This is a genomic window from Photobacterium kasasachensis, assembly GCF_050336885.1.
Classification (GTDB): Bacteria; Pseudomonadota; Gammaproteobacteria; order Enterobacterales; family Vibrionaceae; genus Photobacterium; species Photobacterium kasasachensis.
In genome coordinates this window covers 18,146-31,359 of the sequence record NZ_JAKJSH010000015.1, presented here as the reverse complement: position 1 = coordinate 31,359, position 13,214 = coordinate 18,146, and the positions used below count along the sequence as shown (strand labels likewise).

14 protein-coding genes are annotated in these 13,214 nt (G+C 50.5%); 6 read left to right on the top strand and 8 right to left on the bottom strand.

Going from position 1 to position 13,214, the window contains the following annotated elements:
* Positions 1-6 precede the first annotated feature (6 nt).
* The gene (locus tag L4D19_RS20195) at positions 7-828 is read left to right on the top strand and encodes a symmetrical bis(5'-nucleosyl)-tetraphosphatase (protein ID WP_428453999.1); all 822 of its coding nucleotides are present in this window, start codon (positions 7-9) and stop codon (positions 826-828) included.
* 53 nt (positions 829-881) lie between these two features.
* Here L4D19_RS20195 and folA read toward each other — a convergent pair whose 3' ends face one another.
* From folA to rplU, 7 genes are all read right to left on the bottom strand, one after another.
* Positions 882-1,364: a type 3 dihydrofolate reductase gene (gene folA, locus L4D19_RS20190; RefSeq protein ID WP_428453998.1), complete on the bottom strand. Its 483-nt coding sequence runs from the start codon at positions 1,362-1,364 to the stop codon at positions 882-884.
* A gap of 19 nt (positions 1,365-1,383) precedes the next feature.
* Complete coding sequence (locus L4D19_RS20185) at positions 1,384-1,857, bottom strand: threonine/serine exporter family protein (protein WP_075763579.1); 474 nt, start codon at positions 1,855-1,857, stop codon at positions 1,384-1,386.
* The gene (locus tag L4D19_RS20180) at positions 1,854-2,657 is read right to left on the bottom strand and encodes a threonine/serine exporter family protein (protein ID WP_075763580.1); all 804 of its coding nucleotides are present in this window, start codon (positions 2,655-2,657) and stop codon (positions 1,854-1,856) included. The genes L4D19_RS20185 and L4D19_RS20180 overlap by 4 nt, the downstream gene beginning before the upstream one ends.
* Positions 2,658-2,780: 123 nt before the next feature.
* Positions 2,781-3,956 carry an Obg family GTPase CgtA gene (gene cgtA, locus L4D19_RS20175; protein ID WP_428453997.1) on the bottom strand — a complete coding sequence of 392 codons (1,176 nt, stop codon included), beginning with the start codon at positions 3,954-3,956 and terminating at the stop codon, positions 2,781-2,783.
* A gap of 90 nt (positions 3,957-4,046) precedes the next feature.
* Positions 4,047-4,973, bottom strand: a complete 927-nt coding sequence (locus tag L4D19_RS20170) for a DMT family transporter (protein WP_428453996.1) — start codon at positions 4,971-4,973, stop codon at positions 4,047-4,049.
* 64 nt (positions 4,974-5,037) lie between these two features.
* Positions 5,038-5,295, bottom strand: a complete 258-nt coding sequence (gene rpmA / locus L4D19_RS20165; RefSeq protein ID WP_007467532.1) for a 50S ribosomal protein L27 — start codon at positions 5,293-5,295, stop codon at positions 5,038-5,040.
* An 18-nt stretch (positions 5,296-5,313) separates the two neighbouring features.
* Entirely contained in the window at positions 5,314-5,625 is a 312-nt protein-coding gene (gene rplU / locus L4D19_RS20160; protein ID WP_428453995.1) for a 50S ribosomal protein L21, read from the bottom strand.
* A 456-nt stretch (positions 5,626-6,081) separates the two neighbouring features.
* On the opposite strand from rplU, the gene ispB reads away from it, so the two are divergent.
* Together ispB and L4D19_RS20150 are read left to right on the top strand one after the other, a co-directional pair.
* Positions 6,082-7,053, top strand: coding sequence for an octaprenyl diphosphate synthase (ispB, locus tag L4D19_RS20155; protein WP_428453994.1), 972 nt, complete (start codon positions 6,082-6,084; stop codon positions 7,051-7,053).
* A gap of 125 nt (positions 7,054-7,178) precedes the next feature.
* Entirely contained in the window at positions 7,179-7,370 is a 192-nt protein-coding gene (locus L4D19_RS20150) for a hypothetical protein (RefSeq protein WP_075763584.1), read from the top strand.
* 84 nt (positions 7,371-7,454) lie between these two features.
* Here the strand turns inward: L4D19_RS20150 and mdh are convergent, their stop codons facing one another.
* The gene (gene mdh, locus L4D19_RS20145; protein ID WP_160651815.1) at positions 7,455-8,393 is read right to left on the bottom strand and encodes a malate dehydrogenase; all 939 of its coding nucleotides are present in this window, start codon (positions 8,391-8,393) and stop codon (positions 7,455-7,457) included.
* Positions 8,394-8,769: 376 nt separating this feature from the next.
* On the opposite strand from mdh, the gene argR reads away from it, so the two are divergent.
* The 3 genes from argR (at position 8,770) to L4D19_RS20130 (ending at position 13,208) form a co-directional block, all read left to right on the top strand.
* Positions 8,770-9,240, top strand: coding sequence for a transcriptional regulator ArgR (gene argR / locus L4D19_RS20140; protein WP_160651812.1), 471 nt, complete (start codon positions 8,770-8,772; stop codon positions 9,238-9,240).
* Between the two features lie 291 nt (positions 9,241-9,531).
* Complete coding sequence (locus L4D19_RS20135; RefSeq protein ID WP_428453993.1) at positions 9,532-10,500, top strand: TAXI family TRAP transporter solute-binding subunit; 969 nt, start codon at positions 9,532-9,534, stop codon at positions 10,498-10,500.
* A gap of 131 nt (positions 10,501-10,631) precedes the next feature.
* A complete protein-coding gene (locus L4D19_RS20130) occupies positions 10,632-13,208 on the top strand; it encodes a TRAP transporter permease (protein ID WP_428453992.1) in 2,577 nt (858 codons plus the stop codon).
* The last annotated feature ends 6 nt before the right edge of the window (positions 13,209-13,214 follow it).

Genomic DNA, 13,214 nt, shown 5'->3' with positions numbered 1-13,214 from the left:
CTCCCTATGTCGACCTACCTTGTCGGTGATATTCAAGGCTGCTTTGACGATCTCTGTGATCTGCTTGAACAGGCCGAGTTTAACCCACAACAGGATGAATTATGGCTGTCAGGCGATCTCGTCGCCAGAGGCCCAAAATCACTGGAAACACTACGCTTTGTCAAAGAACTGGGCGACAGGGCAACCACCGTTCTCGGCAACCATGATCTTCACCTGCTTGCCGCAGCCAATGGTCTTGCCAAGGTAAAGAACCGGGATAAAGTCCAACCGATCCTAGATGCACCGGACCGCGACGAGCTCCTTGAGTGGTTACGCCGGCAGCCCTTGCTTGCCGAGCACCCGCAACACCCTCTTGCCATGGCCCATGCCGGTATTTCTCCCCTATGGGATCTAACGACAGCCCGCCAGCAGGCCAGAGAGGTCGAGGCCTGCCTGCGAAGCGATGACTATCTATGGCTGCTGAGAAACATGTACGGTAACGGTCCTGATTACTGGACACCGGATCTTAGCGGGATCGAACAGTACCGCTACACGATCAATGCCTTTACCCGGATGCGTTTTTGCTATCCGGACGGCAGACTCGATATGGACTGCAAGCTCTCGCCGGAGCACCCTGAAACCGGATCGCTACAACCTTGGTTTGAACTGCCAAGGCAGCAACCACTCGGCAAAAAAGTGATCTTCGGCCACTGGGCGGCGCTTATGGGTCATGAGGACCAGCATGTCATAGGGCTGGATACCGGCTGTGTCTGGGGTAACAGCATGACACTGCTGCGCTGGGAAGATGGAGCCAGGTTCGTCAAACCCTGTCCGGTTCACGCTGAATAAACGACATATGAAAAGGCCTGGTTACCACCAGGCCTTTTTAGTTATTAATATGATTATCGGCGTTCGAGGATAACAAAACGCATATCGTGGGCGTTTTTCTCATCGGCATGGTACGTCTCACTGTGTACTTCCTGCCAGCCCTCGCCCCACTCGGGAAAACAGGTATCCCCCTCGACATCAAAGTCAATGAATGTCAGGTACAGGCGCTCGGCATCAGGCAGGCATGCACCGTATATACTGCCCCCACCGATGATCATTAACTCATCGGCCTCACCGGCAGCCAGCTTGGCAGCATCAATATCACCGACGACGGTTACGCCTTCGGCTTTAAAATCCGGATTGCGGCTGATCACTATATTTTGGCGCCCGGGTAGCGGTCGGCCGATCGACTCAAACGTCTTGCGTCCCATCACGATAGGCTTACCCAGCGTCGAGCGCTTAAACCAGGCAAAGTCGGCCGGTAAATGCCAAGGCATCGCGTTATCCTTGCCAATTACCCGATCATTGGCCATTGCCGCGATCATACTGATCTTCATTTCATTCCCCCAGCAAAAACTAAACCACAGGACGGCGACGATAAAACAATAGCCCCGGCATTGCCAGCCCAATTGCCAGCGCAGCAACAATAAATACAGCCTTAATAACGTTTTCCAGCATCAGCGCCCACAGCTCGGGACTAAAGCCTCTGTGATTGATTTCAACCAGTGCAATCATCGCCTTGAACGCAAACACACCGGGCACCATAGGAATCATCGCAGCCACCGTGAACACCTTCGGATGGGCAAGAAAACGATGTGACCAATGAACTCCGATCATCCCGACCAACGTCGCGGCTCCCAGAGTCGCCCACTCGATAGGGACCCCCCAATGCATAAGAACAAACCGGCTTCCATGTCCCAAAGCGCCCCCGATGGCACAATACTTCAGCGCCTTTTGTGGCACATTGAACACCAGTGCAAAGCCGACCGCCGGGATCATTGCAAAAAACATGTCATTGAGCAGAGCCAGCAAAAAATCGACATTAATCATGATAGCCACCCCCAGACGCCGAGCACATTCATCGCAGCGACAATTCCCATGCTCGTCGACAACGTCAGCAAGGTCGCCATGGTCCAGCGCGCTATCCCCATGTTGGCATAGCCCTTCACCATATCGGAGATGGCATTAATCAGCGGAAAACCAGGTACCAGCATCAACACCGAAGAGGCCATCGCCAGAAAAGGGGCTTCGCCGATCTGGTACACCTGGCCGAAGCCAGAGATCAGCGTGGTCACAAAGGCGGTTACGCCAAAGTTAACCAGAGGGTTAAAGTGGCAATGAGCGATCTCCTGACGGACAAACATCCCGACGGAAGAGGCAAAGAATGTCAGAAAGAATACCGGCCAGTCAGCGCCGGCCAGGCGGCTGAACGAAGCACAGGACAGGCCAATCATAAAAATAACCAACACACGGTTATAACGCAGCGCCTGGATCTTTAACAGACGATCATGCACCCCCTGAATATCCAGCAAACCGCGCTCGGCCATGATCACGACCCGCTGTACCTCGGTGACCACCTGCATATTGATCCCGCGATCCTGACAGCGGCGAGTGGTTGTAATGCACCGTCCATGGCTCAATGTCGTAATCACCATTGAACTGGCTGAGAGTGACACCTCGACGCTTTCAACGCCCAATGCCCGTCCTAACCGGCAGGTAACATCCGTCACCAGCGTGCTTTCAGCCCCATGCTGAAGCAGCCGTTGACCTGCCAATACGGCCAACCTCGATATTTCCCGTTGCTGTGGCTCTGTTAACGTTGGTGTCAACGGCTCCGCCCCACTTACCATTTCCTTCCCTCTGAGTGTGTCTGCTAATTCCAAAAAGTTCAATTATCAGACAATTCTTAGTCTACTGCGTTGACCAGACACAAAAAAGCCGCTCCCAAGAGCGGCTTTTAACAACGGTGTTAATTACGGTTTGTAGATAATCTCTACATCATAATCATCTTCGTTCCAGTCGTCCCAGTCATCATCGTCGTCGTCACTGCTTTCGGCTTTCTTCAGCTGCTCTTCGTGGTAATCATCCCACTTAAACTCAACCTTTTCAGTCTTCTCTTCTTCCTCAACAATTTGCTCTCGAGGAAGTTGCTCGATGAATTCCATCAAGTCATAGGTCAGCTCTTTGGTCCCCGTTCGAGTTAGGGCTGAGATACAGTAGTAATCTCCCTCCCACGCCAGCGCCTCTAGAATCTCTTCGATCTTAGCCTGCGCATCTTCCTCGGAAAGAAGATCAACCTTGTTGAAAATGATCCAGCGTGGTTTGTTCGCGAGTTTATCACTGTATTTATCCAGCTCATTTAGGATAGTGAACGCATTCTCAACCGGATCTGAGCCATCAACAGGTAGCAAGTCGATCATATGCAACAATACACGACAACGCTCTAGGTGCTTCAAGAAACGGATACCCAAGCCGGCACCATCAGCAGCACCTTCAATCAGCCCAGGGATATCAGCAACAACGAAACTGCGGTCAGAGTCAACGCGGACAACACCCAAGCTCGGAATCAAGGTTGTGAACGGATAGTCGGCGACCTTTGGCTTAGCGGCTGACACAGAGCGAATGAAGGTCGATTTACCTGCATTTGGCAGGCCTAGCATGCCAACATCAGCAAGCAGCAACAGCTCAAGGCGAAGGTGACGGATCTCACCTTTACTACCCATTGTTTTCTGACGGGGAGCCCGGTTGACCGATGATTTAAAACGGGTATTACCCAGACCGTGGAAACCACCCTTGGCTACCATGATCTTCATACCGTGCTGGGTCAGATCGGCAATGACTTCGCCCGTTTCTTCATCAATAGCACGGGTACCGACAGGCACAGTTAGCACCTTATCTTCACCACGTTTACCTGTACAGTTACCACCACGGCCATTTTCGCCACGTACCGCGGCATGGAATCGTTCAAAGCGATAATCGATCAGTGTATTGACGTTTTCATCGGCAAGAAGATAGACGTCACCACCGTCACCACCATCACCACCGTCAGGGCCACCTTTAGGTATATACTTTTCAGTACGGAAACTAACGGTACCGTTACCACCGTCACCAGCATCAGCTCGAATTACCGCTTCATCTACAAACTTCATCTCTTTCTCCGCGCTATGGCGTTAAAACGTCTCGACCAGGTCACGTCAGCAATTTCCCGGAAGCTATTAACTAATTGTAATGGACCTTGACTATTTATGCTGCCTGATAAACTTATGGCCAATGGCACAAAACATCGCGCCACTTACCACAACCATAGCGCCGACATAACCCATCACGTTCAGGGCGGCGGCAGCAAAATACTGTGGCCAGATCAAGCTGGCAAGGTCGACAAATATAATGGTAAACAAGGGAGCCAGGGTGATCACCGCACTCACTTGCGAGGCCTGCCAGCGTGCCATTGCTTCTGCAAAAGCACCATAACCGACCAGGGTATTTATACAGCAAAACATCAGCATGCCCAGCTGTCTTGAATCCATCAACAGGATCTGTTCTGGCGATGCCAATGGTGTCAGCATCAGGGCACAGATCAAATAGATCATCAATAAGATCTGAGGCGAGCTAAACTGCCTGAGCATGACTTTCTGGGCCAGGCCGTAAACGACCCATACCAGTGCTGCCAGCACGGCGAGCATAACGCCCAGAGTATAACCTGTAAAACTGGTAAACAGTTCGACCAGTCGTTCGTTGAAAAACAGCAGGAGGCCAAACATCAGGCAAACTACACCGACAACTTGGTGTACTCCCAGCTTTTCTTTAAACAGCCACACACTGGACAACAACAAAATGACCGGTGCCAGCTGGATAATAACCTGCACAACAGGCGGGTTAAGGTATTCCAGTGCGCTGTTAAACAGCACAAAATTCCCCGCCAGACCAATACTCGCCAGCAGCAGGGTGCCATATCCGGCTACCCCCAATGCACGAACCTGGGGCAGCTGCCTACGCCAATATAGCCACAGGCCAAGTCCGAGCGAAGCCGTTACAAAGCGATACCAGACAATCGTAAATGGCTCCATCACTTCTACGGCTTGTTTCATTGCAATCGGCAATGCTCCCCAGAAAAACGCTGTCGTCAGCGCCAGGAGGATACCTGCCGTCGGGTTCTGATTTGGCATAAACCCTTCCATAACAAAAAGCCCCGCCAGTAGGCAGGGCTTTATAATTCGTTATGAGACTGAATTATTCAGCTTCGATAGATACGAATTTACGATTCTTAGGACCTTTAACTTCGAACTTCACTTTACCGTCAGATAGAGCGAATAGAGTGTGGTCTTTACCTAGGCCTACGTTGTTACCAGCGTGGAATTTAGTACCACGTTGACGAACGATGATGTTACCTGCTAGTACAGATTCGCCACCGAAACGCTTAACACCTAGACGTTTGCTTTCTGAATCGCGGCCGTTACGAGTAGAACCGCCAGCTTTTTTGTGTGCCATCTTTAAATTCTCCTGTTATTAAGCGCTGATGCCAGTGATTTTGACTTCAGTGAACCACTGACGGTGGCCCGCTTGCTTACGAGAGTGCTTACGACGACGGAACTTAACGATTTTAACTTTATCGCCACGACCGTGAGTAACAACTTCAGCAGTTACTTTACCGCCAGCTAGGAAAGGTGCACCTACAGTTACTTCTTCGCCATTAGCTACAAGAAGAACTGAATCAAATTCAACGCTAGCACCAGTTTCAGCGTCTAGTTTTTCTAAGCGTAGGGTCTGGCCTTCGCTTACACGGTGTTGTTTACCACCACTTTGGAAAACAGCGTACATGTCTTACTCCGCTTGTCCGCATAGGCCATTAGCCACTTATAACTCGGGCTATGGGTATGCGCTTAATCTTGTCATCAATAGGGCGCGAATGTTACGCGAAAACGGGACTTCTGGCAACCCATTAAGCGAAGAAAAATGGCGAAAAGCTAGCCAGTAATAAAAGTCCCTGATTTAAACGTAAACGAGGTTATGAAGATAGCGAGGTTTTAGTGTAGTATTCGGTAAATATTTTTGATGCCAATTGACAACAATAGCCAGCGATTTCATGCCTTGGCGGGAAGTTTTAGAGGTAAAGTGTGCTACAGCTCATCGTAGCAGTTTTCGGATAAGCATCACGTATAATAATGCCGACAGCCTTTACAAACACCCTGCCACCACTGCTTGACGTCTGTTTACTGTCAGTTGGTATACTTAACTTTTCCGCCTGGTGCGGCAAACAATTTTGCTGGATATACAATGGATTTTAAAGCTATCCAAGCGCTTACCGCCAAAGATATGGCGGAAGTTGACGCGAAGATACTGGCACAGCTGAACTCAGATGTGGCCTTAATCAATCAACTCGGTTTTTACATTGTCAGTGGCGGCGGAAAACGCCTGCGTCCAATGCTGGCCGTCTTGGCTGCCCGCGCCCTTGGCTATGAAGGCAACAAGCACACGACTGCCGCAGCTTTTATCGAGTTTACGCATACAGCAACACTACTTCATGACGATGTTGTCGATGAGTCAGATATGCGCCGCGGCAAGGCAACAGCCAATGCCATGTTCGGCAATGCCGCCAGCGTTTTGGTGGGTGACTATATCTATACTCGCTCCTTCCAGATGATGACCAGCCTGCGATCCCTGCGGATCCTCGACATTATGAGCGAAGCCGTAAATGTGATCGCCGAAGGCGAAGTACAGCAGCTGATGAACTGCAATGATCCGGATACCACGGAAGATAACTATATGCAGGTTATCTACTCAAAAACCGCTCGTTTGTTCGAAGCCGCGACCCAGGTAGCAGCCATTCTTGCCGATGCGCCGGAACATACCGAAGTTGCCTTGCAGGACTACGGTCGCTTCTTAGGTACGGCCTTCCAGCTTATCGACGATGTATTGGATTACAATGCCGACGGTGAGGAAATGGGAAAAAATGTCGGTGATGACCTGGCCGAAGGCAAACCAACCCTTCCGCTATTGCATGCCATGCATCACGGGAATGCCGAGCAGACCGCAATGATCCGGGAAGCTATTGAGAAAGGTAACGGCCTTGACAAGCTTGAGCCGATCCTGGCCTGCATGCGTGAAGTCGGTTCACTGGAATATACCCAGCAACGTGCCGAGCAAGAAGCAGAAAAAGCGATTGCCTGCCTTGGTGCTATTCCTGATTCAGAGCACAAAGAAGCACTTGTCGCCCTGGCTCACCTGGCCGTCAAGCGTAACAAGTAAGCCGCCCTCCCCCCGGATCCCAAAGCCTGCCGTGCGCAGGCTTTTTTGATCTTCCGGCCCCAAAGGAGGATCCTTTTCTTGTTCTATAGTTAACAATGATCCTTGTGATCTAGCGGAGGTTGATTATGCAAGCCAAAGATCTTAAACCGGGAATGTGGGTAGAATGCCAGCAGGGCGTCGCAGAAGTGATTGACGTTGACCAGGAACATAATACTGCCATTATCGAGAGTATGAGTGATCACAAACGTATCAACATAAACTGTGACGACATCAGAGAGCAGCCCCAGCTGCACACCGGATGTGACAGCTACTACTAACTCTCACATTTACCGAACCGATACCGGTTACCAGATATAAAAAAAGCGGCCTATGGCCGCTTTTTTTACTATCGCTGACTCAGTTTACTGCGCAGCAAACTCTTCGCCTTTGGTGATATCGCCCTGAAGGGTATCTAGCATGCTTTCCAGCGCATCCTGCTCGAATGCACTTAGCTTGCCGTAATCCATCACCTCTTCTACGCCGTCCTTGCCCAGACGCACAGGCTGAGCAAAGAAGCGAGCATGCTGGCCTTCGCCTTCAACGTAGGCACACTCGACAACGCCTTCTTCACCCTGAAGCGCACGAACCAGGGCAAGACCGAAGCGACATGCAGCCTGACCCATTGACAATGTCGCAGAGCCGCCACCCGCTTTCGCTTCGACAACCTCGGTACCGGCATTCTGAATACGCGGTGTCAGCGCCTTAATTTCTTCTTCGCTGAACTCAACACCTTCAACCTGTGAAAGCAGAGGAAGGATCGTTACGCCAGAGTGACCGCCGATGACAGGTACGCGTACCTGGCCCGGATCGATATCTTTTAGCTCTGCCACAAAGGTTTCAGAACGGATAACATCCAAGGTTGTTACACCGAACAGCTTACGCTTGTCATAAACACCGGCTTTCTTCAGTACTTCAGCAGCAATCGCCACCGTAGTGTTAACCGGGTTCGTAATGATGCCGACACAGGCATTCGGACATACAACGGCAATTCTTTCAGCCAGAGACTTAACAATGCCCGCATTGACATTAAACAGATCCGCGCGATCCATACCTGGTTTACGCGCAACACCTGCAGAAATCAAAACAACGTCAGCACCTTCCAGTGCAGGAGTCGGATCTTCACCACCATAACCTTTGATTGAAACCGGTGTAGGGATATGACTCAGATCAGCAGCAACACCCGGTGTTACCGGCGCAATATCGTAGAGCGCCAGATCAGAGCCCGCAGGCAGGCGGTTTTTCAGAAGCAGAGCCAGAGCCTGGCCGATACCGCCAGCAGCGCCAATTACAGCAACTTTCATGTTCGTTCTCCTTTACGATAGAAGTATATTTTTTCAGACCTAAAACCAATCAAATGAAGACATAACTCAGCTAAGACCATGATTTCATTTGATTGGTCTTGATGACGTTATAGCAACAAATAGTGAAATACAATCAAACCCAACCAGCTTTGCGAAGTCACGCATAAGCAAGAATAAAATGTGCTACATATATATAACATTTCTTTCTCGGGATTGCAGTCGACAAATGGCGAAGAAACCGATCAGAGTTAAATAATTATTCATCCTATTCCACCAGAATGGTGACTAACACTCCAGTTTCCATGAACATGGTTTGCTACCAGCCAGAGGGTTATGCAAGAATACGGCACCTCGTCCCTGTATATGAAATTTACTTATGCGAAATTCAGATAAACAAGAACGCTTAGTCAAAGCATTCAAAGCCATTCTAAAAGAAGAAAAATTCAGTTCTCAAGGTGAAATTGTAGACGCCTTGAAAGCTCAGGGGTTCGACAATATAAACCAGTCAAAAGTCTCTCGCATGCTGACGAAGTTTGGTGCTGTCCGCACCCGCAACGCTAAGATGGAGATGGTCTATTGCCTGCCCGTGGAACTGGGTGTACCGACCACCAGCAGCCCGCTCAAAGAGCTGGTAATGGAGATCGATTACAACAGTGCGCTGGTTGTTATTCACACCGGGCCTGGTGCCGCTCAGGTGATTGCCCGCCTATTAGATTCGCTAGGCAAGGCAGAAGGTATTCTGGGCGTAGTCGCAGGCGACGATACGATTTTCATTACCCCGACAAACACCATTTCTACCGAAGAATTGTTCAGTTCGGTGTGCAAGCTTTTTGACTACAGCAACTAAAAATCTTCCCGATCCTCTCTCTCAGCAAATGAGAGAGAGCTCACATTCAGAAAAACTTTCATAAATTGCATACTTTTCATGCAAGTGCATGATTGATATAAATAATTATTCCTTTCCCAATATCATTTCTGTGCTTTTTTTTCAGTAATCCGGCAAACAATCATTAACATAATTTTAATTTTCCTTGTCTCTTTTGCTATCATCGTTCTGATTTGCTTAAGCAAATATGCCTTTTCCACCGATGGAAAACATTTCCATACTGGAGATAACAACAATTAGGAAGGGACAAACATGGCATTAAAACAAATTGTTAAAATCAGTGCTTTAGCCGCAGCAGTTATGACTAGCGGCATGGCCAGTGCCCAGGATTTCATCACAATTGGCACCGGCTCCGTCACTGGGGTTTACTACCCGACTGGTGGCGCGATCTGTAAACTTGTCAACAAAGATCGCAAGCAGCACAATGTCCGCTGTTCGGTAGAATCCACGGGCGGTTCTATCTACAACGTCAATACCATGCGTGCCGGTGAGCTGGACTTCGGTATTGTTCAATCTGACTGGCAATACCACGGCTATAACGGTACCAGCAAATTCAAAGATCAGGGTGCCTACAAGAAACTACGTGCGGTATTCTCGATCCACACCGAACCCTTCAACATCATTGCCCGTACCGATTCTGGCATCAACGGTGTTGCAGATCTGAAAGGCAAGCGTGTAAACATTGGTAACCCAGGCTCTGGCGACCGCGCCACCATGGGTGTTGTGATGGATGCTATGGGCTGGACCAATGCCGATTTCAAACTGGCCTCCGAACTCAAAGGCTCCGAGCGCTCCCAGGCACTCTGTGACAACAAAATTGATGCCTTCGTCTATGTAGTTGGTCATCCAAACGGTTCAATCAAAGAAGCCACAACCTCTTGTGAGGCCAAGCTAGTTCCGGCAACTGGCGCAGCTATCGACAAGATCGTAGCCGACAACCCGTACTACGCCAAAAGCACAGTGCCGGGTGGTATGTACAAAGGCACCAATGACGACGTAAACAGCTTTGGTGTTGCGGCGACCCTAGTCTCCTCTACCGACGTATCTGACGATGTTGTCTACGCGCTGGTGAAATCGGTATTTGAAAACTTCAATACCTTCAAACGCCTTCACCCGGCATTTGCTAACCTGAAACCTGAGAACATGGTGAAGGACGGTCTGTCCATTCCTCTACACCCAGGAGCAGAGCGCTACTACAAGGAAATGGGTTACCTGAAGTAACCTGTATTGACTTACCTTTATCAGGCACTGGTTGCCACTCATGCGCCGCGCAAGCGGCGCATGCTATTTCACCTACCTATAAAAATAATAAAAAAACACTTTTTACCTAGTCCATCGAAGAAGGATTATGCATGACTAAGACAACCGAAGCGTCGACAGATGTGCAGGATATGGTGGCTCAGGCAGACACAGGGGCAAGGAGTCCTGTTGGAATGGCTGGACGCATCTTATGGTTCGTACCGCTATGTTGGTCACTGTTCCAGCTGTGGTATGCCTCACCACTTCCGTTTATTTTTAACTTTGGCGTATTAAACGATACCGAAGCCCGCTCGATCCATTTGGCGTTTGCTATATTCCTGGCTTTCACAGCCTACCCGGCATTGAAGCACTCTCCTCGAGATCGCATTCCACTCACTGATTGGGTCCTGGCCCTGGCAGGCAGCTTCTCTGCCGCCTATATCTACATTTTTTATACCGAACTTGCCGGCCGCTCTGGTGCACCGACACAATTTGACATTGTCATTGCCGTTACCGGCATGGTGCTATTGCTAGAGGCCACTCGCCGGGCGCTCGGTCCACCGTTGATGGTTGTGGCTGCGGTATTTTTACTGTACACCTTCGGTGGCCCACATATGCCAGACGTTATCGCCCATAAAGGCGCCAGTCTGAACAAGGCCATGTCACACCTGTGGCTGACAACCGAAGGGGTATTTGGTATTGCCCTTGGTGTCTCAACCTCTTTCGTCTTCCTGTTCGTCCTGTTTGGTGCCATGCTTGAGCGCGCAGGAGCCGGCGCCTACTTCATCAAGGTCGCCTTTTCACTGCTTGGCCACATGCGTGGCGGACCGGCAAAGGCTGCCGTTGTAGCGTCTGGACTATCCGGGCTGGTCTCCGGCTCGTCGATTGCCAACGTAGTGACCACCGGTACATTCACCATCCCATTGATGAAAAAAGTCGGCTTTCCCGGTACCAAGGCCGGTGCCGTCGAGGTTGCCGCCTCCACCAATGGTCAGCTGACACCACCGATCATGGGAGCAGCCGCCTTCCTGATGGTTGAGTATGTCGGTATCTCCTATGTAGAAGTCATTAAAGCCGCATTGCTGCCAGCGCTTATCTCCTATATCGCCCTGCTGTATATCGTTCATCTCGAGGCCTGCAAGGCTGGCATGACCGGGCTTAAGCGCCACTACAAACCAACCCTGGCCCAGAGTCTGCTGTCATTTAGCGGCACGATCCTTGGCCTGACCGTATTGAGCGCAATGGTCTATTATGGTGTTGGCTGGACCAAGGATGTCTTTGGTGCTGCGGCAACGCCAATCATCGGGGTCGTGATCCTCATTGCTTACGTTGCCCTTGTTAAAGTGTCGGCCAACTATCAGGATCACCTGATGGAGAACCCTGAAGACGATATCACCGAAGTGCCCGATCCGGGTCCGACCATCAAGTCCGGCCTTTACTTCCTGTTGCCTATCGTCGTCTTGGTCTGGTGCCTGACCGTCGAGCGTTTTTCTCCTGGTCTTTCCGCCTTCTGGGCGACAGTCTTTATGATCTTTATTCTGCTCACGCAGCGTCCGCTGCTGGCAATGTTCAATAAAGAAAAGACCATCAGTGAAGCCTCGATAGAAGGCGTTCGTGATCTGCTTGAAAGCTTAGTATCCGGTGCCCGCAACATGATCGGTATCGGTGTGGCTACTGCGGCCGCCGGTATTGTTGTCGGCGTGGTTACCCTTACCGGGATCGGGCTGGTTATGACCGACTTTGTCGAGTTTATCTCCGGCGGCAACATCATGCTGATGCTACTGTTTACCGCGGTGATCAGTCTAGTTCTCGGTATGGGCCTGCCAACCACAGCCAACTACATTGTTGTCTCAACCTTGATGGCCCCCGTAATTGTTACACTCGGTGCCCAAAACGGCCTGATCATTCCGCTGATCGCCGTCCACCTGTTTGTGTTCTATTTCGGCATCCTGGCTGATGACACCCCGCCAGTCGGTCTGGCTGCATTTGCGGCCGCGGCCATTGCCAAAAGCGATCCAATCCGTACCGGTATCCAGGGCTTTACCTACGATATCCGTACCGCCATCCTCCCGTTTATGTTTATTTTCAATACCCAGCTATTGATGATGAATATTGACACCTGGTGGCATCTGTTCCTGACTGTCAGCTCAGCCGTAATCGCCATGCTTACGTTCTCGGCTGCCACCCAGGGATGGTGGTTTACCAAAACCAAATGGTGGGAAGTCATTGCCCTGCTCCTCATTACCTTCTCACTGTTCAGACCGGGCTTCTGGTGGGATATGGTCTACCCGGCAAAACATGAAATGCCAGGTGTGCTTATCGTCGATGCTGCCGATAAGCTGGCAATAGGCCAACCTATTGAGCTACAGGTCAGCGGCGAAAACCTCGAAGGCAAGCAGGTAAGCAAGCATGTGCTGCTGCCGTTTGATGAGGATGCGGTTAGCGCCGACGAGCGTATTGCCTCAACAGGCTTGATGTTGCGTCAGGAAGGCGAAAAAATGCTGGTTGATCTGGTTGAATTTGGTAGCCCGGCCGAAGCCGCTGGTATTGATTTTGACTGGGAGATCACCCAAGTCAGCTTGCCGGCAGTGAGACCGATGAAGGAGTGGGTATTTGTCCCGACCCTCATTTTGCTGGGAGCCCTTGGCTGGAACCAACGCCGTCGTGCCAAACAGCAGTCACACGCATAATCTTGC

Bases quoted from the DNA above. Each gene is read 5' to 3' on its own strand.
- L4D19_RS20195 (WP_428453999.1), top strand. From the start codon at position 7: ATGTCGACCTACCTTGTCGGTGATATTCAAGGCTGCTTTGACGATCTC.
- folA (WP_428453998.1), bottom strand. From the start codon at position 1,364: ATGAAGATCAGTATGATCGCGGCAATGGCCAATGATCGGGTAATTGGC.
- L4D19_RS20185 (WP_075763579.1), bottom strand. From the start codon at position 1,857: ATGATTAATGTCGATTTTTTGCTGGCTCTGCTCAATGACATGTTTTTT.
- L4D19_RS20180 (WP_075763580.1), bottom strand. From the start codon at position 2,657: ATGGTAAGTGGGGCGGAGCCGTTGACACCAACGTTAACAGAGCCACAG.
- cgtA (WP_428453997.1), bottom strand. From the start codon at position 3,956: ATGAAGTTTGTAGATGAAGCGGTAATTCGAGCTGATGCTGGTGACGGT.
- L4D19_RS20170 (WP_428453996.1), bottom strand. From the start codon at position 4,973: ATGCCAAATCAGAACCCGACGGCAGGTATCCTCCTGGCGCTGACGACA.
- rpmA (WP_007467532.1), bottom strand. From the start codon at position 5,295: ATGGCACACAAAAAAGCTGGCGGTTCTACTCGTAACGGCCGCGATTCA.
- rplU (WP_428453995.1), bottom strand. From the start codon at position 5,625: ATGTACGCTGTTTTCCAAAGTGGTGGTAAACAACACCGTGTAAGCGAA.
- ispB (WP_428453994.1), top strand. From the start codon at position 6,082: ATGGATTTTAAAGCTATCCAAGCGCTTACCGCCAAAGATATGGCGGAA.
- L4D19_RS20150 (WP_075763584.1), top strand. From the start codon at position 7,179: ATGCAAGCCAAAGATCTTAAACCGGGAATGTGGGTAGAATGCCAGCAG.
- mdh (WP_160651815.1), bottom strand. From the start codon at position 8,393: ATGAAAGTTGCTGTAATTGGCGCTGCTGGCGGTATCGGCCAGGCTCTG.
- argR (WP_160651812.1), top strand. From the start codon at position 8,770: ATGCGAAATTCAGATAAACAAGAACGCTTAGTCAAAGCATTCAAAGCC.
- L4D19_RS20135 (WP_428453993.1), top strand. From the start codon at position 9,532: ATGGCATTAAAACAAATTGTTAAAATCAGTGCTTTAGCCGCAGCAGTT.
- L4D19_RS20130 (WP_428453992.1), top strand. From the start codon at position 10,632: ATGACTAAGACAACCGAAGCGTCGACAGATGTGCAGGATATGGTGGCT.